The sequence below is a fragment of the Nostoc sp. genome (assembly GCF_036916575.1).
Lineage (GTDB): Bacteria > Cyanobacteriota > Cyanobacteriia > Cyanobacteriales > Nostocaceae > Nostoc.
The window spans coordinates 62,591-82,968 of sequence record NZ_JBALGC010000002.1 but is presented as its reverse complement, the minus strand read 5'-3'; the positions used below and the strand labels follow the sequence as shown (position 1 = coordinate 82,968).

Annotated in this window: 17 protein-coding genes and 1 pseudogene; 12 read left to right on the top strand and 6 right to left on the bottom strand. The window is 43.2% G+C overall.

From position 1 onward, the window contains the following. Window positions 1-191: 191 nt before the first annotated feature. Window positions 192-557 carry a DUF6464 family protein gene (locus V7L29_RS00800; RefSeq protein WP_334691790.1) on the bottom strand — a complete coding sequence of 122 codons (366 nt, stop codon included), beginning with the start codon at window positions 555-557 and terminating at the stop codon, window positions 192-194. A 145-nt stretch (window positions 558-702) separates the two neighbouring features. Further along, on the bottom strand, window positions 703-2,214 hold the full coding sequence (locus V7L29_RS00795) for a hydroxysqualene dehydroxylase (protein ID WP_334734226.1): 1,512 nt from the start codon (window positions 2,212-2,214) through the stop codon (window positions 703-705). Window positions 2,215-2,572: 358 nt separating this feature from the next. Here V7L29_RS00795 and V7L29_RS00790 point away from each other — a divergent pair, with 358 nt between their 5' ends. From V7L29_RS00790 to V7L29_RS00780, 3 genes are all read left to right on the top strand, one after another. Continuing rightward, the gene (locus V7L29_RS00790) at window positions 2,573-3,475 is read left to right on the top strand and encodes a class I SAM-dependent methyltransferase (protein WP_334734212.1); all 903 of its coding nucleotides are present in this window, start codon (window positions 2,573-2,575) and stop codon (window positions 3,473-3,475) included. A gap of 234 nt (window positions 3,476-3,709) precedes the next feature. Then, on the top strand, window positions 3,710-5,530 hold the full coding sequence (modB, locus tag V7L29_RS00785; RefSeq protein WP_334734211.1) for a molybdate ABC transporter permease subunit: 1,821 nt from the start codon (window positions 3,710-3,712) through the stop codon (window positions 5,528-5,530). A 360-nt stretch (window positions 5,531-5,890) separates the two neighbouring features. Continuing rightward, window positions 5,891-6,094, top strand: a complete 204-nt coding sequence (locus tag V7L29_RS00780) for a hypothetical protein (protein WP_334691792.1) — start codon at window positions 5,891-5,893, stop codon at window positions 6,092-6,094. An 88-nt stretch (window positions 6,095-6,182) separates the two neighbouring features. Here V7L29_RS00780 and V7L29_RS00775 read toward each other — a convergent pair whose 3' ends face one another. After that, window positions 6,183-6,647 carry a hypothetical protein gene (locus tag V7L29_RS00775; protein ID WP_334691793.1) on the bottom strand — a complete coding sequence of 155 codons (465 nt, stop codon included), beginning with the start codon at window positions 6,645-6,647 and terminating at the stop codon, window positions 6,183-6,185. A 398-nt stretch (window positions 6,648-7,045) separates the two neighbouring features. Between V7L29_RS00775 and V7L29_RS00770 the strand changes: the two are divergent. Further along, window positions 7,046-7,219, top strand: a pseudogene (locus V7L29_RS00770) (ISAzo13-like element transposase-related protein); the annotation flags it as partial. Window positions 7,220-7,250: 31 nt separating this feature from the next. On the opposite strand, the gene V7L29_RS00765 reads toward V7L29_RS00770, so the two are convergent. The 3 genes from V7L29_RS00765 to V7L29_RS00755 form a co-directional block, all read right to left on the bottom strand. Beyond that, window positions 7,251-7,328, bottom strand: coding sequence for a hypothetical protein (locus V7L29_RS00765; RefSeq protein WP_334734225.1), 78 nt, complete (start codon window positions 7,326-7,328; stop codon window positions 7,251-7,253). A 27-nt stretch (window positions 7,329-7,355) separates the two neighbouring features. After that, window positions 7,356-7,685, bottom strand: coding sequence for a hypothetical protein (locus V7L29_RS00760; protein WP_334691794.1), 330 nt, complete (start codon window positions 7,683-7,685; stop codon window positions 7,356-7,358). Window positions 7,686-7,833: 148 nt separating this feature from the next. Next, a complete protein-coding gene (locus V7L29_RS00755; RefSeq protein ID WP_334734209.1) occupies window positions 7,834-8,013 on the bottom strand; it encodes a hypothetical protein in 180 nt (59 codons plus the stop codon). 158 nt (window positions 8,014-8,171) lie between these two features. Here V7L29_RS00755 and V7L29_RS00750 point away from each other — a divergent pair, with 158 nt between their 5' ends. From V7L29_RS00750 to V7L29_RS00715, 8 genes are all read left to right on the top strand, one after another. Continuing rightward, window positions 8,172-9,176, top strand: a complete 1,005-nt coding sequence (locus V7L29_RS00750) for a helix-turn-helix transcriptional regulator (protein ID WP_334734208.1) — start codon at window positions 8,172-8,174, stop codon at window positions 9,174-9,176. 154 nt (window positions 9,177-9,330) lie between these two features. After that, window positions 9,331-11,952: a TonB-dependent siderophore receptor gene (locus tag V7L29_RS00745; RefSeq protein WP_334734207.1), complete on the top strand. Its 2,622-nt coding sequence runs from the start codon at window positions 9,331-9,333 to the stop codon at window positions 11,950-11,952. After that, window positions 11,949-12,443 (top strand): hypothetical protein, encoded by a 495-nt coding sequence (locus tag V7L29_RS00740; protein WP_334734206.1) that lies wholly within the window; start codon window positions 11,949-11,951, stop codon window positions 12,441-12,443. Before V7L29_RS00745 ends, V7L29_RS00740 begins: the two co-directional genes overlap by 4 nt. A 73-nt stretch (window positions 12,444-12,516) precedes the next feature. After that, window positions 12,517-13,533, top strand: coding sequence for an AraC family transcriptional regulator (locus V7L29_RS00735; RefSeq protein ID WP_334734205.1), 1,017 nt, complete (start codon window positions 12,517-12,519; stop codon window positions 13,531-13,533). 77 nt (window positions 13,534-13,610) lie between these two features. Next, entirely contained in the window at window positions 13,611-16,268 is a 2,658-nt protein-coding gene (locus tag V7L29_RS00730; RefSeq protein ID WP_334734204.1) for a TonB-dependent receptor, read from the top strand. A 275-nt stretch (window positions 16,269-16,543) separates the two neighbouring features. Continuing rightward, complete coding sequence (locus V7L29_RS00725) at window positions 16,544-16,690, top strand: hypothetical protein (protein ID WP_334734203.1); 147 nt, start codon at window positions 16,544-16,546, stop codon at window positions 16,688-16,690. 12 nt (window positions 16,691-16,702) lie between these two features. Beyond that, window positions 16,703-17,545, top strand: coding sequence for a helix-turn-helix transcriptional regulator (locus V7L29_RS00720; RefSeq protein WP_334734202.1), 843 nt, complete (start codon window positions 16,703-16,705; stop codon window positions 17,543-17,545). A gap of 184 nt (window positions 17,546-17,729) precedes the next feature. Beyond that, the gene (locus tag V7L29_RS00715; RefSeq protein ID WP_334734224.1) at window positions 17,730-20,324 is read left to right on the top strand and encodes a TonB-dependent siderophore receptor; all 2,595 of its coding nucleotides are present in this window, start codon (window positions 17,730-17,732) and stop codon (window positions 20,322-20,324) included. Window positions 20,325-20,378 lie beyond the last annotated feature (54 nt).

The window sequence follows — 20,378 nt, the reverse complement described above, 5'->3', positions numbered from 1 at the left end:
GGAAGATGGGGGAGATGAGGGAAAATAACTACTCCTAACTCCTGTACAGACGCGATTAATCGCGTCTCTACTCCTAACTCCTGTACAGACGCGATTAATCGCGTCTCTACTCCTAACTCCTGTACAGACGCGATTAATCGCGTCTCTCCTAACTCCTGTACAGACGCGATTAATCGCGTCTCTCCTAACTCCTAACTTGTAACTCCTAATTTTTCATAAAAGCGGCAAGATTGGCAAGGGCCATCTGGGTTGACTGCACAGCGAATAATTTCTGAATGAGCATTGTAGCAGCAGGTGGCATCGCCAATTACCCAACGTCCCGCTACTAAACTTTTCTCAGATGGTCGTTTAGCCGACTGCACGTAAATAGCAATATTATGCAAACGGTAGCGCCCAGCTTTAAGTTGGTATCTATGGCGGCGCTCTAAAACCGCGTAGGTTTTACCTTGAAAATCGAGATAGTTTCCGGGTTGGGGTGTCCAATCAAGTTGCACTCTACCGAGGGACTCATGCGGGTGCGTCAGAATCACCTCGGTTTGTAAAGAGTCTGGCTCCATAAGCTTATGTGATTTGATTTACATTATAAGGATGGTATCGCAATAGTCTTCTTTAGCTTACCGAATTTAGATTACAATTAATAACTCCCTGTGATTGCGAAAAATATACATACAGTAGGGATGCACAGCTGTGCTACCTCAGAGATTACGGCAACCAAAAGTCAGGTAGGATAGATTTGCCCAAGTCACGCCAAATTTGGTTGAGCGATCGCGCCACTTGTATATGCGTTTCATCCTCTTCTACAGCTAAAATTTCAGATGGCTGACCTTTTCCCAAATAAGACACCACCAAATTCGCCGCCTCCAAACCAGTAACATAAGCCTTTTCCTGTGACCAGGAACCATGACGGTTCACAATCCAATCCCCACTCATAAACACATTCTCAAAACTTGTCTTAGCCGATAACATATAACGATAGCTACCAGGTGCAAAGTGAGTCACCGCCTGAGTTAGCCGAATTACACTGCTATCAATTATCTTTGCCTGCCGAAACGCTGGCACACAAGTTGCTAAATAACCCTGAACTATTGGTAAAATCTCCTGATCACTCAAACTAAGAAACTGATTCGCGTGATAAAAATCAGCTTCGATCACTGTTCCTGGCTCATCTCGATATTCATCATGTAGAGCATTCAAATCAAAAAATGTCCAACCTGTAGTTGCGTCAAATCCAAAGCAAGCATTGGAAGGACGAGGAATATCAATTTTGCGGTCAAACCATAGTCGCGTTGCTAAAACATCAATTGCTCCTAAATTGCTCAAATTACGGAATTCTTCACGGCTTTGTAAACTAGGGCTAGTTGAAACAATTTTCTTCATACCCGTGATCCCAACTGCAAAAATCACGGCATCTGCTTCAATTACTTCATCACCGCAAACCACACCCTTTGCTCGATGATTACTATCAACAATTAAGTCTGTAACTCGGCGCTTGGGTAACACTTGCACACCAGCTTTTTCAATCCGTTCCACCCAAGGACGAAATATCTTTTCCCCGACAGTTCCCCGACACCAAACTACATCAAAATCCGGTTGATGAGCCAAAATAAAAAAGTAAAGCATCCCTAAAGTTGCTGCGGCTGAACATTGTTCACCAGGGGCAAACAAGCCCACTAATAACATTGGTTCAAAAGCCTCGCGGTAAAGCCGTGCAGAAACGTTAAAGTCTTTGAACAATTCACGGGCAGTTACAAAGTCATAGCGCCGCCAAGCTGCATCAGAATTGTCAAAATCAACAACAGCATAAAGTAAAGGTAGGGCGCTGAGACGGTCAATTAGTGGCAGCCGCTTAAACTGAGTGTAGAGAAAAGTTCCCAGTGGGGAGGGAAGTCGCGGTAAGTCTTGAAAAATCGGTGATTCAACTTCCAAACCTGCTGGCGAATATTGCGAAGAACGAGTCCAAGTAGTAAAAGGATTAATTCCTAGTTCATTGATTAGGGAAAAAATATTTTTGTAAGGATACCAAAAGCCATGAATGCCAGCTTCAACAGATTTTCCTGCGGCTGTTTGCCAACCTGCCACCAATCCACCGGGATAGGGGCCTGCTTCTAGCAGTGTCACATCATAGCCTTGCTTTGCCAAATGGTAGGTTGCTCCTAAACCAGCCCAACCTGCACCTACAACTACCACTCGTTTTTGTGATGACCCTTCTACCATCCCAGCCTCCGATTGTTGCAGTCCATCAACTAATGTAACGTGAGTTCGGCAAACCTCTCCCTGCCTGGAACTTTCGTTAAAGTCTGTCACTCTGGGAGTCGGAGAGGGACGGTTTTGCGTAGTAAAACCTCTAAGAGGTTTCAATATTTACGCTAATTAGGCCGTTTCCTTTGGATGCAATAGGCGCTTTGGTAGCACAGCTGTGTGCCCCTATGATCTATATTCCATCGAATTGAAAACAGTTATAAACTTTGAAGAAAGGCTAAAGGGAAGCAACTCAGCAAAAATCACTTGCGGTTAATGCTGAGTTAAGAGTATAACAGAAAACAGACTTAACTATTCATGAGGAATAATCATAATGACTCAATTAACAAATGTAAAATTCAGTCTAAATGACTTTGAATTACGAGATGGCATTTATTTTCCTAGCGACTACGAACAGTTGAATAATACTCAACATAAAAAAACATGGGACGCAATTGGTAAAACATACTATGGTTCCCAAAAAATTGAAAAAGTTACAAAGACATCGCCCATCAAACAAGATTACACTCTCCTAACTGGCACGCCTGGAGGTACTTGGAACAAATTTCCTTTGAATAAGTCTGTTGATTCTGTTTTAGAGATTGGTTGTGGTTATGGCCGCGCTCCTTTGCATCTTTCTAAGGCGAAAAATCTGAAATGCGAAAAATATTATGGAATTGATATTTCTGAGCCTTTATTGCGGCGGTTAATCAAGGTTAAACATGAATACAATTTTTTTCCTGAAGCTGAATTTAACTTGATTTGCAATTCTGCTGAAATATTGCCTTTAGAAGATAATTCTATAGATTTGGTAATTTCTAATTGCGTTTTTATGCATATACCAGATGCACAATTAAGAAATTTGTTGGCTGACATATCTCGTGTACTCAAACCCGGTGGAATTTTCGTTTTTAACCATTCATTTCACAACAAGTCTTGTCCTTCTCATATTATCCATAATTTTATCAGAAGGCTGAACCCATTTGTGAGAAACCCAGTTTATCTCAAGCAATATACATCTGCTGAAATCAATGAAATGTTAGCGACTGCTGGCATAAAAACGAAGTGTCCACAATACACCGTGGAACCAACGCAAGAATATGCAATTTTGCCGGAAACCATTAAAGGAATTCCAGTGCCTTTTGCTAATGCCATCAACAGAAGTCTCAAGCCATCAGGTAATTTAAAAGAAACTTTGGCTTATGGTTTTAGTGCCTACAGTACTCAACTGGAATAATTAAGTAACTATGTTGTTATCACAATGAACTAAAGACAAACGAACTACAGAAGCACAACATTGTTGTGCTTCTGTTTTTATAATAAATTGACCGAAGGAGAATCTTTTTGAAAGTTTGGATAGTTTTTAGGATTTACTTTATTGATTGTCAGGAATTTACCAACTTTTAAATACATATTCAAACTAAAGTTGGTAAATTATGGATTAGTTGAGCTAATTCTTCCCCAGACAACTATGCCATTGGATTTATCGCCTCTTTGGATATCACTCAAAACTTCATTACTTGCTACATTTATCACCTTCTTCTTGGGTATCGCTGCTGCCTACTGGATGCTGGGATATCGTGGCAAAGGTAAATCGTTGATTGAAGGTATCTTTATTGCGCCCCTGATTTTACCGCCCACGGTTGTCGGCTTCTTGTTGCTGCTATTTTTTGGCAAAAATGGTCCTGTAGGGAAACTCATGCAGGCTTTTGACTTCAGCATCGTCTTTACTTGGTATGGTGCAGCGATCGCAGCTACCGTAGTTTCTTTCCCATTAATGTATAAAACTGCACTTGGAGCCTTTGAACAAATAGATGGAAATCTGCTGCGAGTCGCTAGAACCCTTGGTGCAACTGAAGCCACAATCTTTTGGCGCATCAGTTTACCCCTAGCCCTACCTGGCATTGTCGCCGCCACAATGCTCGCTTTTGCCCGTGCTTTAGGAGAATTCGGCGCGACGTTGATGCTGGCTGGTAACATTCCTGGACAAACGCAGACAATTCCAATGGTGATTTATTTTGCTGTGGAAGCGGGAGCAATGAATGAGGCTTGGTTTTGGGCGATCGCAATTATGATGATTTCTCTATCTGGAATTATTGCAGTCAACTTCTGGCAAGAATTGAGGGAAAGGAAGAGGGGAGCAGGGAGCAGGGAGCAGGGAGTGGGGAGAGCAAGGGGAGCAGGGGAAGAAATTCTTAATACCCCGCAATCTAGCTTTGAATTTGGTGGATTGTTAGTCAACATTGAAAAAATACTTCCTAGCTTTCATTTAAAAGTTGCTTTCACTACTGATGAGCAACCCTTGGGATTATTAGGGGGTTCTGGAGCAGGTAAGAGCATGATTTTGCGCTGTCTTGCGGGGATAGAAACGCCCACAGTTGGGCGGATAGTTTTAAATGGCAGAGTCCTGTTTGACTCGGAACAAGGAATTAATTTACCCAGTCGTGATCGCCGCATCGGTTTTTTAGTGCAGAATTACGCTCTCTTTCCGCACATGAGTGTGACGCAAAACATCGCTTTCGGCTTGCCTAAAGGACTATCTGCTGGAAGTATGAGAGTGCAGGTAGAGGAGCAACTATTAGCAATGCAATTGCAGGGATTAGGCGATCGCTATCCGCACCAACTTTCTGGGGGTCAACAACAACGGGTAGCCTTGGCAAGAGCATTGGCAAGTCAACCGGAAGCATTGCTTTTAGATGAGCCGTTCTCGGCACTTGACACCCATCTGCGTGGTCAATTAGAGCAGCAAATGACAGAAACTCTAGCTGGCTATCAAGGTGTGACTCTATTTGTCACCCATAATATGGAAGAAGCTTATCGGATTTGCCCGAATCTGTTGGTATTGGAGCATGGTAGAGCCGTTCATTATGGCTCCAAATACGATATTTTCCAGCATCCAGCTACTGTGAGTATTGCCCAACTCACCGGATGTAAAAACTTCTCTCGTGCTGTTCTCCAGTCATCACAACAGGTAGAAGCGACTGATTGGGGTTGTACTCTCCAAGTAATTGAACCAATCAAGAGCGAATTATCCCACGTGGGCATTCGTGCCCATCAGTTTATTTTTACCAACGACTCATCACAGGAAAATACCTTTCCCTGCTGGGTAGTACGAACAAGTGAAACGCCCCATCGAATGACGTTGTTTCTCAAATTACATTCTGCTGGGAAGAATTCTCAAGATTACCATCTGCAAGCTGAAGTCTTCAAAGAAAAATGGGCGACTATGAAAGACCAACCTTTTCCTTGGTATGTGCGTTTAGATCCTCTGCGCTTGATTTTGATGGAGTGAACGCATAGAAGATGTACGTAACAGGGGGCATTGCATAAAATGCTTGTAGAGAGTTGGGTTAAAGTACGACCTAAAAGTCGTCAAACTCTAGTTCACTGTGAAGCAAACCTGAGTTCGACGTAAAAAAATGTCCCAAAACATTAGACATTAAGCTTTCGGGTGAAAAACGCACTCGGGCTTTCTTCTCAACAAGTCTACCATAATGAGAATAAACACTATATTCTCAATAAATGCCATGAAAAAGCGCCAAGCTAATTTAGTCTGAAAGCTTATCAGACAAGCTTTTCAAGCTAATTTCTTATATCGAACTCAGGTTGAAGCAAGAATCTCATCGGCTAAAAGGCGATCGCTGCTGAGATTTTGCAATTAGACGCCTATGCTGACAAAGGCTTGACTCTCAGCGGGATAATTCTGCCGCAACAAGCTGATCAGCCCTATGTGGTGAGGTTGCAGGATGGGTTGGATCACCTTTTGCAAGTGTTTGTAAAATCCGTATACCGGGCAAGTGATGGGCGATCGCTCTGGCGAGTTGAGCAAATTCTTAATACTAATTCGCTAAAATAAAGCAACAGATTCAAAACAAGGAAACCTAAATCAAATAAGGGTATTACGAATTGGTATCAGAAACGATCGCCCCAAGGAAGTTGCGGTGCTAAAGTTCCGGGTGTGGAGTTGCAAAACAATAAAGACCGTTAAGCGTTGGTTCATGATGGTAAACCCATCCCACAAACTCAGGAGTATGACGACCAAAAATGTAAATCCCGTCTCTTTCTCTACTCAAGTCAAGCCAAGCAGCAGTCATCCATTTTCGGTATTCAGAATCGGCGTAACGATCACATTTTTCTATAATTAGAAAGCACTTTAAACGAGTATCAAGAGCGTGACAGACATAGTTTTTGACAGCAAATATTGATAACCCTTCAGCACGTTTTTCAACAGCTAAATTGATGCGATGATGATACCACATCATATCTTTATATAAATCTTGAAAATCGCAGACTTGTAAACCAGATTGGGTCACGTAAGTTTTAACATTGGGTTGGAATAGTTTGCCCCAAGCCTCAAAGCTCAAACCCCATGCTGGATCTTGTTGTTTACGTCGTTTGGCTTCGCCCATAGATGTAACTCCAAGTAAGAGCATTGGTCACGATAAGCTGTTCCACATTTAACTTGCACATTGACTTGATGAGACCGTTGACAGTTAACAGTTAACAGTGAGGCAGTCCGATCTTGGGGCTTTCCCTCATGAGGAACTGCCGTTAGCGCAAGCGCTAGCGACGCAGGAGCGTCACCCGTAAGGGTCAACAACCACCACCAGTAGTTATGCTTTTTTAGCGCGCATTAGCTTATAGTCTTAATTGCCACTAGATTACCTACCATACACAAATTATCTGAATGTTTGTGCTACTTATTACTTATTTGCTTAATAGCTAAAATAGCATTGTTTGTCAAAATTTTGCTCTCTCCAGCGTTAGATAATTGCGGCTTGCTATTCATGACAGAGGTAGTGAAAGGTTTGCTTCTACCTTAACTTTTAAGGGCAAAAATCCTGTGGTTACTTTGGTTGAGAAAATTTCTCATACAGGAGTTAAACTCACACAACAAGCAATGGATCAAATCGAAGAGCAGATTTACCGCTTACCAACTTTAAAAAAATGGTTCGTTGAAATCTTTTGTCGAAGTGACTGAATTTTTGGATCATTTTTTAGTTGAAATACTCTTAGGGAGCAGTAGTGCTTGTGCAATACACCACAACCAAACAGACGTAATACAGGGGATGTCGAATATATTGATATATTCCGTGGCTAATTAGTGTATGTCCCTCTCACACCTCCAATGTGGGCGACCAATTTTTTCCCAGGTCATGATGAGAACGCCAAAATAACCAAACAGCAATTACAAAAATGGCAACTCCTAACCAGTTTGCCCACAGTGGTAATTCATAATCGGCAATGCTCAACAAAGGAGAAACAACGTAGATTAATGGCAGAATCAGCATCCCGATAAATACTAGGAATAACAGCATTTTTTCCTGTGCTGTTTTGTGATCAACAGTAATTTTATTCTTTTTATTTTCTTTGTGATCAGGATTACGAATGACAAAACAAGATACCAAGCCAATCATGAAAAGTACTTTCAGAGTCAAAGTGTCCATGCAGTCTATCTCCTGAGTGGATACAGAACTTTTAAGAGCTGATTCGTAAAGAAAATCTTAAGGGTACTCAACTCATTGCTATGTCTGAGTTTCAGCGAATAAGTGCTGAATTGACTTAAATTCCTGAAACCCTTATTAGACAAGTACTTTACTTTAGTTTACAAATTAGCTCTAAGAGGCTCATCGTCAACAGTATAGCAATGGTATGTTGGATGCGATTCTCCTGTGGAGACGTTACGCGATGGTGCAAAGCACCCGCCAGAGGCGATCGCCCTCCAAAACCATCACCTGAAGGAGCGTAGACGCAGAGCGGCTTGTCGCTAAACATCGCACCTATTCAGTAACTTGCACCAACGCGGCAATTTTTTCTCCCAATTATGTGAAATCTTTTATTTGAAGTGATCGCGTTGGTGATTGAGCTAACTGACGCGATCGCCATACTTGTTTTTATGAGAAACTATTGTAAGTAGTGCGATAAGTCCCCAAATGACTATCATCATTTCGCGCAATTCCTACTGGGGAATCTATTTTGAAGATGAACCAACCAAGCAACGCTACGATCCTTCAGACGAATTTGACATGATTTGGCAGTACCCATCTCAGTTTGGCAAAGGATACAGCCGAATCATTGAGTTACGAGAGGGATTGGGACTGCTGATCAACGACTACCGACTTGATGACCGCCTAGTTATAAAAGTCCCAGAACGTGGATGCGATGATATACAGTACATCTTCCGTTTATCAGGAAGCCATGAAACTTGGGATATTCACATGGGAAATCATCAAACAGGAGGGGCAGGACAGTACCTTTTCGGGGGTAGTGGTGCAGATCCTAGCGAAATTTGTGCAATTTCACCAGAGCAACATCATCTGGTTGTGTCTGTTTGGATGGCACGAGAGCTATTTTGCTCATTTGCAGGCAATGTAGAAAGAGAAATTCCTTCAGCGTTAAAATGTCTTATTAGTCCAATAGAACAGTCCAGTTATGGCGGCAGTGGAACAACTACACCAGTAATGCAAGACATTGTACAGCAAATACTGCGCTGTCCCTATAAAGGAATAACCAAGCGGATGTATCTCGAAAGCAAGACGTTGGAGTTGATGACACTAACGGTTCAAGAGGAGTTGGAAATAAAAGAGGGTAGGCACAATCCTACTCTACTGAAACTAGATGATATCGATCGCATTCATCAAGCTAGAAATATTTTGCTAGGAAATCTTGACAATCCACCATCTTTAATTGAGTTAGCAAAGCAAGCCGGAATTAACCAGCGCAAACTCAAAGAGGGCTTTCGCTACTGTTTTGGCACAACGGTGTTTGGCTATTTACACAACTATCGCATGGAACAGGCGCGATCGCTTTTGATTGCAGGGCAGTTGAGTGTTAAACAAGTTGCACGAATTGTTGGTTATGCAAGTCCAACTTCATTTCATGCTGCATTTCGCAAAAAATTCGGCATCAATCCTGGAGATTATTTGAAACGCTGCTGAACATTTGCCAAAAAAGTTCGGCTGCAAGAAGAAAAAGTTCTGCTTGAAGAAGACACACTCATTAACAAAAACTCTATCCAAGGTAAGATTCTTGAGAAAGATTTTTGATTTCTCAAATTTCTCTCAATTTCTTGGATGTTAGGTGTGTGGAGTGATGATAAATAAATTGCAACAACTGATGTTAATGCTAGGTGGGCTACTAGCATTGGGTGTTAGTCCTGTTTGGGCACAAACAACTCAGAAAAATATCGCTAATATCCTTAGTATCCGCGATCTCAAACTTCCGCTTACTAGCGCCGAAATGTTAGTGCAGTCTCAAGCTCCACAAAACCCCCCTTCGCAAGAAGGAAAACAGGGGAATGAAATTGTGCCCATAACGGGGGTGAAAGCCAATCCCACCAATAAAGGTGTGGAAGTGATTTTAGAGACACCTGTTGGGACTCAACTGCAAGTCACAAATCGCAGTACGGGCAACAATTTTATTGTAGATGTATCTGGGGGGCAGTTACGACTACCGTCAGGTGAAGCTTTCACATTTCGTTCCGAGAAACCGCTTGCGGGAATTACACAAATAACAGTAATAAACCTTGATGCCAATACTGTGCGAGTAACAGTGGTGGGTGAGAAAGCTTTGCCTACAGTTGAGTTATATGATGATAATGCAGGGCTGGTTTTTGCAGTAGCAACTACAGCAACAGCTACTTCTCTACAACAGCCACCGCAAATACCCCAAGCTAGTCAGCCAGAAAATCAGACACAGCCAACTCAACCATCAACAAGTGATGAACCGATTGAGTTGGTAGTGACGGGGGAGCAAGACGGATACAATGCACCGGATGCATCAACTGCGACAAAAACCGATACCCCCCTGCGTGACATTCCTCAGTCCATTCAGGTCGTGCCGCAACAGGTGATTAAAGACCAGCAAGCAAACCGCTTGGTTGATGTGTTAAAAAACGTACCGGGTGTGGTACAAGGAGGTAGCTCTCCACGCAGCGCATTTGATAGTTTTATAATTCGGGGTTTTAGCGCTCAGGATATCCTAAAAGACGGACTCGTAGACCGTACGCTGGCTTCTGGTGGCTACGAGCCTGTGACGATTGATCGTATCGAAGTTCTCAAAGGACCCGCCTCGGTTCTGTTTGGGCAAGGGGTGTTGGGGGGCACTGTTAATATCGTTACGAAACAGCCCCTGCGGGAACCATATTACTTCCTGGAAGGTTCTGCTGGGAGTTTTAATTCTTATCGAGGGGCGATTGATCTGTCGGGTCCAGTGAATGCCGATAAAACAGTGCTGTATCGTTTAGGGGTTGCCGCCCGGACCACAGAAAGCTTTATTGATTTTTATCAAAAACAGATCTATAATGTTGCACCCTCTTTCACTTGGCAGATTAACTCTAGAGCCAAGTTCACCTTGGCAACCGAGTATTACAACGATAGAGGACTGTTCGATTATGGTCTTCCGGCAGAGGGTACTGTGCTGCCAAATCCTAACGGTAAAATTCCGCGCAATCGCTTCACCGGTGAACCTTCAATTGATGACGGCTTTAGTCGTACTTATCGAGTCGGTTATAACTTTGAGTATCGCTTTAGCGACAACTGGCAAGTGCGTAGTGCCTTACGAACCGCATTTAATGAGTTAAATAGAGTTATTGTCGCCGGTGGCACCCTTGAAGCAGATAAACGTACCCTCGATCGATATTATCTCAATTCACGCTTCAGCGATAACATCTACAATTTCGATACCTATGTTGTCGGCAAGTTCGCCACTGGCAGTATTCAACATCAACTAGTCACAGGATTAAATCTCTCCAGAGAAGATACCCTTAGCATCAATCCCTTTCGTGCGATCGCTTCGCTAGATATATTCAATCCTCAGTACGGCAGCAGACCAACCGAACCTGACACTTTTCGCTTTGACTATCGTGTTAGAAATGACGCACTGGGTATTTATGCTCAAGATCAAATTGCATTGACAGACAACCTTAAGGTACTGTTGGGTGGACGCTTCGACATTGCCAGTAATGATTATCGTCGATTAGACACTGTGCTTGGCGGCTTTATACAAAATGAAGCATTTAGTCCCAGAGTTGGCATTGTCTATCAACCGATCAAACCCATTTCTCTCTACGCCAGCTACGGCAGATCGTTCCTCCAAGCTGGAGTCACAGCCCGAGCACAAGCCGAGCCTGAGCGCGGCACTCAATACGAAGTGGGCGTCAAGGCGGATTTGAGTAGCCGTCTGGCGGCGACTCTAGCATTTTATGATCTGACTCGCACAAACCTACCCACCCCCGATCCCAATAACCCGTTGTTCACGATTCTGGTGGGTGAACAGCGCAGTCGGGGGATTGAGTTTGATGTCACAGGTGAAATTTTACCGGGATGGAACATTATCACCGGCTATGCCTTAACTGATGCCAAAACTACCAAAGACAATACATATGCGGTGGGCAATCAGTTGAATAATGTTCCCAAACATGCCATCAACCTGTGGACAACCTACGAAATTCAACGGGGCAATTTCCAGGGATTAGGGGTTGGGTTAGGGTTCTACTTTGCATCAGACAGGCAGGGAGACTTAGCCAACACGTTTACCTTGCCTAATTATTTTCGCACCGATGCTGCTATCTTCTACAAACGCCAGGGTCTCCGGGTGGGACTCAATTTTAAAAATTTGTTTAATATCGATTATTTTGACTCTGCCCAAACTAGGGATCGCGTTTTCTATGGCGATCCTTTTACAGTACAGGGAACAATTTCCTGGGAGTTTTGACCAAACAAGGCAAAAGTAAAAAGTTAATGTGTTTCGTGCAGCCAAAAGCAACTTCTGTCGTCTTAGAAATAACTTCTGCCGTGACGAAACCGTGTTTCACGCAGCCAAAAGCAGCTTCTGTCATCCCAAAAGTAACTTCTGCCGTGACGAAACCGTGTTTCGCGCAGCCAAAAGCAACTTCTGTCGTCCCAAAAGTAACTTCTGCCGTGACAAAACCGTGTTTCGCGCAGCCGGAAGTAACTTCTGCCTTGACGTTTGTTCCAGTGGGATTTTACTTTGCCGGAGATAGGCAGGGAGATTTAGCCAACACGTTTGAATTACCTAGTTATTTCCGTACCGATGCTGCTATCTTCTACAAACTCCAGGGTCTGCGGGTAGGACTTAATTTCAAGAATTTGTTCAATATCGATTATTTTGATGCCTCGTATCGCGATCGCGTTTTCTATGGCGATCCGTTTACGGTGCAGGACACGATTTCTTGGGAGTTTTAGCCATTTATAGGCTTCTAGTTGCTCTATATGAGAAGCTATTGCAAGTATTATAATCTATTGACTCAATCCCAAAATGACCATCAGCATTTCGCGCAATAGCTTCTGGGAAATCTTTTTTGAAGATGAACCAACCAAGCAAGGCTACGACCCTTCAGATGAATTTGATATTCTTTGGCAATATCCATCCCAATTTGGCAAAGGATATTGCCGAAATATTCAACTGCGAGAGGGATTAGGATTATTAATTAGTAATTATCAACTGCGCGATCGCTTAATAATCAAAGTTCCAGAACGTGGAGGTGATTTTGTCGCATACGACTTGTGGGTTTCAGGAAGCGGCGAAGGCAGGGACGTTCATACGGGAAAATATTTAGCAGGCGGAGCAGGACAGTACCTTTTTTCCAGCGGTGGCACAATACCAAGCCAAATTGGAATAAGTTCAACAGCGCAACCTCATCTTGCTATATCTGTTTGGATGACACAGGAACTATTTCGCTCATTTGCAGGCAATGCCCAAAAAGAGGTTTCCTCGTCTTTACAGCATCTGCTTCGGCAACCCACTCAAGAACTGTATCAGCGTCTGGGAACAATTACACCAGTAATGCAAGGACTTGTGCAGCAAATTCTGTGCTGTCCTTACCAAGGTTTGACCAAGCGGATGTATCTCGAAAGCAAGGCGCTGGAATTAATGACGTTGCTGGTAGAAGAGGAGTTGGAAGCAAAAGAGAGTAGGCACAATCCCACTGCATTGAAGCCGAATGATATTGATCGCATTCACCATGCAAAAAATATTTTACTAGAAAATCTTGACAATCCACCATCTTTGATTGAGTTAGCAAAGCAAGTAGGATTAAACGATCGCAGTCTCAAGCAAGGATTTCGCCGAGTATTTGGTACAACTGCCTTTGGCTACCTACACGACTATCGCTTGGAGAAAGCACGCCAACTCCTCAATACTGGAGAGATAAAAGTAATTGAAGTGGCAGACAGCATCGGCTTTGCCAGTCGCAGTTACTTTACAGCCGCCTTTAAGAGAAAGTTTGGTCTTAGCCCCAAAGAATATCAAATGCAGCAGAAAAAGTCCGTCTAAAGCACAAAATTTCTTTCACTCACACTAGTCTATCCAGTAATCTTCTTGAGAAGGCTTATTAGTTTTGGTGGGGTGTGATGAAAAATCAGTGGCAACAAGTGGTATTAATGGTAAGTACGCTGCTAACATTAAGCGTTAGGTCTGTTTGGGCACTAACAGTTGAGAAAAATATCGTTAATATCCCTAGCATCCGTGAAGTTAAACTTCCGCTCACTAGTGCCAAAATGTTAGTGCAGTCTCAAGCTGCACAAAACCCGCCTTCGCAAGGGGGAAAACAAGGGAATGAAATTGTGCCAATAACGGGGGTGAAAGCGAATCCCACCGATAAAGGTGTAGAGGTGATTTTAGAGACACCTGCTGGTACTCAACTGCAAGTTACAAATCGCAGTGCGGGCAGCAATTTTATTGTCGATGTATCTGGTGGGCAATTGCGTTTACCATCGGGTGAGGCTTTTAGATTTCGTTCTGATAAACCGCTTGCGGGAATTACTCAAATAACAGTAATAAATATTGATACAAATACTGTGCAAGTGACAGTGGTAGGCGAAAAGGCTTTGCCCACAGTTGAGTTATATGATGATGATGCAGGTCTGATTTTTGCAGTAGCAACTAAAGCAACGGCGACTTCTGGACAACAGCCACTCCAAACACCCCAAGCTAGTCAGCCTCAAAATCAGACACAGCCAAAACCATCAACTGGTGATGAACCGATTGAGTTGGTGGTGACAGGGGAACAAGACGGATACAATATACCAGATGCTTCGACTGCTACGAAAACTGATACCCCACTACGCGACATTCCCCAATCGATTCAGGTGGTTCCCCAACAGGTACTGCGAGATCAACAAGTTACCCGCTTAGACGATGCCCTGAGAAACGTTAGCGGAGTGACTTCAGCAGATGCTTCTTACCGAATAGATAATGAGTTTACCATTCGCGGCTTTTCCACCACTGGTGATGCGGGTAATGTTCTCAGGAATGGTCTGAGAGATCCTGAAGGACTGCGATCGCTCGAACTCTCCAATATTGAAAGAATCGAGGTCTTAAAAGGTCCTGGTTCGGTTTTGTTTGGTCAAGGCAATCCCGGTGGCACAATCAATCTGATTACAAAACAACCACTGCGCGATCCGTTTTACTCTGTTGAGGCAACGATTGGGAATTATGACTTCTACCGAGGTGCGGTGGATCTGTCTGGACCTTTGAACGACTCCAAAACAGTGTTGTATCGGTTAAATACATCTTACCGGGATTCCCGCAGTTTTGTTGATTTTACCGACTACAAACATCTACTTATTGCACCTGTTCTGGGTTGGGCAATTAGTCCTCGAACAAATCTAACTCTGGAAGGAGAGTACATAGACACGGAATATGACGGCTCGCCGACGGGTTTGCCAGCCATTGGTACAGTCCTACCCAACCCAAATGGTCAGATCCCGCGTAACCGCAATATTAGTACTTCATCCGAGAGGCTCGATCAAACAGTGAGTAGAGTTGGATACACACTGTCACACAAATTTAGTGATAACTGGTCGTTACGCAATGCTTTTCGAGTGTCGTCCTATCGTGACGATGGAAGAGGCGACAGTTTTTATGTTACAAGTCTTGCAGACGATAATCGAACCCTAAATCTTGGCTCAACTTTAAGCGGTTCGCAAATATATATCAACACCTACGATCTGACAACGTACATTAACGGTAAGTTCTCAACTGGTTCGCTGAAACATCAGTTAGTGTTCGGACTCGATCTAGATAGATATGACTTTTTTCGGTTCCGCTATTCTGTGGGATCTTCTGCACAGCTTGACCTGTTTAATCCTGTGTACCCTACTCAGCCAGTTGGGCCAGCTATCTTCAGTGGCGATACCTCCACTTTAGCAGATACATTGGGTGTTTATGTTCAAGATCAAGTGGCGCTAGCAGAGAATCTCAAGCTGCTATTGGGCGTGCGGTTTGATACCTTCAAGCAGACAGACGAAGATTTTTTAGCCGATACAAAAACCAGTCAATCTGATAATGCATTTAGTCCCCGCGTGGGAATTGTCTATCAACCCATTCCCCCAATTTCCCTTTATGCCAGCTACAATCGTTCGTTTACTCCCAGCATTGGAACTTCCTTTGGTGGCGGTTCATTCCAACCAGAGCGCGGCACTCAGTATGAAGTAGGTGTCAAAGCTGATTTGAGTAATCAACTGTCAGCAACCCTGGCTTTTTACAACCTAACCCGCTCGAATGTTTTGACGACTGACACTAGACCGGGTGTACCACCAGGCTTTTCCATCCAAACAGGTGAACAACGTAGCCGGGGAATTGAACTGAACATCGCAGGTCAAATTTTACCTGGATGGAACATCATCGGAGGCTATGCCTACACTGATGCGGAAATTACCAAAGACAACGATCCTAATCTGGAAGGCAACTTCTTAAACAATGTCCCTAAGCACAGCTTCAACCTGTGGACAACCTACGAAATTCAACAAGGTTCGTTGCAAGGCTTTGGAGGTGGTGTAGGTTTCTTCTTGGTGGGCGATCGCCAAGGTGATTTAGCCAATACTTTTGAGGTGCCGAGTTACTTCCGCACCGATGCTGCCATATTTTACAAGCGAAACAACTTCCGCGCTGCCCTTAATTTTAGGAATCTGTTTAATATTGACTATTTTGAGAGTGCCCAATCTAGATTGCGTGTTTATCCCGGTGAACCATTTACGGTGCAAGGAACGATTTCATGGGAGTTTTAACATACACAGCTATCCGAGTTTTAGGCTATACTCTTTGGGAGTCACTTCTTTATTTTAGGCTGCGCCCTAAGCGTAGCTATGCTGTAGGCTTTACGCGATCGCATCATCTAAAATGAGGCAACACATTCAAACCACCAAACCCTGATATAGTCTAGCTTTCTTAATTACGAATTACAATTGACAAAAGCACACACGCTTCCTCAGCTTGTCAATAGACATTGCTTCACACTGACTTTATGAGATATTGCAAGTATTGCAATCGCTGAAGCTTAAAGATGACCATCACCATTTCACGGAATCTCTTTTGGGATGTCTATTTTGAAGTTGAACAAACCAAACAACGCTACGATCCTTCAGATGAATTTGATATTCTTTGGCAGTACCCATCTCAGTTTGGCGAAGGATATAGCCGGGATATTTAATTGCGCGAGGGATTGCGGTTAATAATCAACAATTATCAACTCCATGACCGCTTAATTGTTAAAGTCCCAGAACGTGAAGGCGGTATAGTTTATGACTTCTGTGTTTCAGGAGGTGGTGAAGCTTGGGATGTGCATACAAAGAATCATTTTACCTGGAACGGGGGACAATACTGGTTGTCGGGAAATGGTGCATGTCCGAGTGCAGTTAGTGCAGGTTCAGCAAAGGAACGGTATATGCGAGTACACATTTGGATGTCACCAGAGCTATTTTGTTCCTTTACAGGCAATGTCGAAGGAGAAGTTTCCCCACAGCTAAAACATCTAGTCAGAAAACCAACGCAAGAAAGATATATCCGTAGTGGAGCGATCGCACCAGCAATGCAAGAAATTGTACAGCAAATAGTGCGCTGTCCGTATTACGGAATGACTAAGCGGATGTATCTAGAGAGCAAGGCGCTGGAATTAATGATGCTAACGGTTGAAGAGGAGTTGCAAGTAAAACAGGGCAAGCACAATTCTACTGCATTGAAACTAGATGATCTTAATTGCATACACTTGGCGAGAAATCTTTTATTAGGAAATTTTGACAATCCACCCTCTTTAACAGAGTTAGCAATACAAGCCGGATTAAATGAACGCAAACTTCAAGAGGGCTTTCGTCAGCTTTTTGGCACAACAGTGTTTGGCTATTTGCATGATTATCGTATGGAAAAGGCGCGATCGCTTTTGATTGCGGGGCAATTAAGTGTTAAACAAGTTGCACGAATTGTTGGCTATGCCAGTCCAACTTCCTTTCATGCTGCATTTCGCAAAAAATTCGGCATCAATCCTGGAGATTATTTGAAACGCTATTGAGCATTTGCCAAAAAAGTCGCGCTGCAAGAAGAAAAAGTCGCTCTCGAAGAAGACAGACTCATTCACAAAAAATCTATTCCTGGTAAGATTTTTGAGAAAGATTGTTGATTGCGGAAATTTTTCTCAATTTCTTGGATGTTAGGTGTGTGGAGTGATGACAAATAAATTGTAACAAGTGGTGTTGATGATAAGCACCCTGTTCGTGTTGGGTATTCAAGCTGGTTTAGCACAAACGCAACAGCAGAAATCTGCCTTAGCTAATATCCCTAGTATTCGCGATATCAAACTTCCGCTCACTAGCGCCGAAATGTTAGTGCAGTCGCCAACTTCAGTTGTTGTGCAAGTTACTGGAGTGAAGGCAAATCCCACCGATAAAGGTGTGGAGGTGATTTTACAGACATCTAAAGGTGAACAATTACAACTGGTAAATCGCAGTGCTGGTAATAGCTTCATTGTAGATGTTCCCAATGCTCAACTACAGCTGCCTAGTGGCGATACATTCACATTTCGTTCAGAAAAACCAATAGCGGGTATTACACAGATAACGGTAACAAATTTTGATGCCAACACTATCCGAGTGATAGTTCAAGGTGAGGCAAGTGTGCCAGTTGTGGAGTTGTATGATAGTCCAGATGAGGGTATAATATTGTCTGTTGCAAGTGCAGCACCTTCTATGCAGCCACAGCAACAACCACAAACACCCCAAGCTGGTCAGTCTGAGAGTCAGACACAGCCAAGTCTTCCATCAACTTCTGGCGATGAGCCGATTGAATTGGTGGTGACAGGTGAGCAAGATGGCTATCGCGTGCCTGATGCTTCAACTGCCACAAGAACTGACACACTAATCCGTGATATTCCTGCATCTATTCAAATCATTCCACGCCAACTGATTGAGGATCGCGCTGTCACCAATCTAACGGATGTGCTGCAAAACACGAGTGGTGTCAATGCAGTCAATTTCACTGGGAATAACACTAATACTTACTTGCGTGGCTTTTCCGGCCGTAACACCTTTTTTAGAAATGGCAGTCCAGTTCTCAATTTCTTTGACAATTTCAATTTAGATAACCTGGAACGAATCGAGGTTTTAAAAGGACCTGCTTCTGTGCTTTTCGGTCAAGGGAACCCTGGTGGGATTATCAATCTCGTTACCAAAAAGCCTTTGAGCGAGCCATACTACAATCTCAGCTTTCAAGCTGGGAGTTTCAATTATTATCATCCATCCTTCGATATTTCTGGACCCTTGAATCCTGAGAAAACGCTTTTGTATCGATTTATCAGCTCTTATGACAGAGCAGATAGTTTTGTAGAATTCGCCAACTCAGAGCGCTATTTTTTTACACCCACCATCGAGTGGAAGATTTCTCGCAACACAAACTTAGTAGTTGATTTCGAGTTCACCGATTCCAGTACGACTAGCATCGACTCCATTCCTGTCATCGGACGAAACATCGCTCCTATTCCCATATCTCGCGCTCTGGTAGAGTCGGGCGGTTTTGGCGATCCTTTTAATAAGTATGACAATCGACGATACACTTTCAGTACAACGCTCGAACACCGATTCAGTCAAAACTGGTCGCTTCGTAACACATTTTTTTATAGATCGAACAGCGTGCGGCGTGCATTGCCAAATGATGATACCTTCGATGAAACTACAGGAGAGCTTACACGGATAATTTTAACTACGGATGATTCGTTTCACAACTTAGCGAACAATCTAGATATTGTTGGAAATTTTAAAACTGGTTCAATCGATCATAAGCTGTTGCTAGGGTTTGAGTTTGGTAGAGAAACTAGAAATCGCAGGATCTTCCGGGGTGCAGAAGGGAGCTATCCATCCATCAATATTTTCAACCCGATTTACTCCACAGAGCGATTTTTATTTGACACGTTTCCGTTTACAACCTTCAACCGCGATGAAACTAACACAAATTACGGTGTCTATCTTCAAGATCAAATTGCATTTACAGACAACTTGAAGCTAGTACTTGGCGGACGTTATGACAATTATCAACAAGAAACCTCTAATCAATTAACTCCAGTCAATACAAGTCAAACCTCTTCTGCTTTCAGTCCAAGAGTCGGACTTATTTACCAACCGACAGAATTTGTGTCCCTTTATGCTTCGTTTGTACAGGGATTCGATCCAAACACTGGTGTTATCCTGGTAGACAATTCTGCTCCTTCACCGCAAAAAGCCACCCAGTATGAAACAGGTGTCAAACTTGATTTTGGCAAGTTTGCTGCATCCCTAGCTGCTTTTGAGATTACGAAGACGAATGTACCAACGGCTGATCCCAATCCAGCAAATTTAGATTTTTCTGTTTTATCGGGAGAGGTGAAAAGTAGGGGTGTCGAGTTTGATCTATCAGGTGAAATTCTGCCGGGATGGAACATTATTGCTGCCTATGCTTATACCGATGTCTTCGTGAGTAAAGACAATATAATTCCTGTTGGCAATCGATTTACTAACACGCCTCGTCACTCTGCAAGTTTGTGGAACACTTATCAAATTCAACAAGGAAATTTCAAGGATTTAGGATTTGGTTTAGGGTTCTATTATGTAGGTGATAAAGCAGGAGATTTAGATAATTCGTTTGAGATTCCCAGTTACTTCCGCACTGATGCCTCTATCTTCTATCGCCGAAACAACTGGAAAGCACAGATAAACTTCCAGAATTTGTTCGACATAACGTATTACACAGGCTCAAGTGAATCTCGTGACGCTTTTGCAGGCGCTCCTTTTTCTGTGGTTGGTTCTATCTCTGTTACATTTTAAACGCTACTCTTTGTAAATCACTTTTCTACGAGAGACTGTACCCTAAGCGTAGCT

Bases quoted from the DNA above. Each gene is read 5' to 3' on its own strand.
- V7L29_RS00800 (WP_334691790.1), bottom strand. From the start codon at position 557: ATGGAGCCAGACTCTTTACAAACCGAGGTGATTCTGACGCACCCGCAT.
- V7L29_RS00795 (WP_334734226.1), bottom strand. From the start codon at position 2,214: ATGGTAGAAGGGTCATCACAAAAACGAGTGGTAGTTGTAGGTGCAGGT.
- V7L29_RS00790 (WP_334734212.1), top strand. From the start codon at position 2,573: ATGACTCAATTAACAAATGTAAAATTCAGTCTAAATGACTTTGAATTA.
- modB (WP_334734211.1), top strand. From the start codon at position 3,710: ATGCCATTGGATTTATCGCCTCTTTGGATATCACTCAAAACTTCATTA.
- V7L29_RS00775 (WP_334691793.1), bottom strand. From the start codon at position 6,647: ATGGGCGAAGCCAAACGACGTAAACAACAAGATCCAGCATGGGGTTTG.
- V7L29_RS00760 (WP_334691794.1), bottom strand. From the start codon at position 7,685: ATGGACACTTTGACTCTGAAAGTACTTTTCATGATTGGCTTGGTATCT.
- V7L29_RS00755 (WP_334734209.1), bottom strand. From the start codon at position 8,013: ATGTTTAGCGACAAGCCGCTCTGCGTCTACGCTCCTTCAGGTGATGGT.
- V7L29_RS00750 (WP_334734208.1), top strand. From the start codon at position 8,172: ATGACTATCATCATTTCGCGCAATTCCTACTGGGGAATCTATTTTGAA.
- V7L29_RS00745 (WP_334734207.1), top strand. From the start codon at position 9,331: ATGATAAATAAATTGCAACAACTGATGTTAATGCTAGGTGGGCTACTA.
- V7L29_RS00735 (WP_334734205.1), top strand. From the start codon at position 12,517: ATGACCATCAGCATTTCGCGCAATAGCTTCTGGGAAATCTTTTTTGAA.
- V7L29_RS00730 (WP_334734204.1), top strand. From the start codon at position 13,611: ATGAAAAATCAGTGGCAACAAGTGGTATTAATGGTAAGTACGCTGCTA.
- V7L29_RS00725 (WP_334734203.1), top strand. From the start codon at position 16,544: ATGACCATCACCATTTCACGGAATCTCTTTTGGGATGTCTATTTTGAA.
- V7L29_RS00715 (WP_334734224.1), top strand. From the start codon at position 17,730: ATGATAAGCACCCTGTTCGTGTTGGGTATTCAAGCTGGTTTAGCACAA.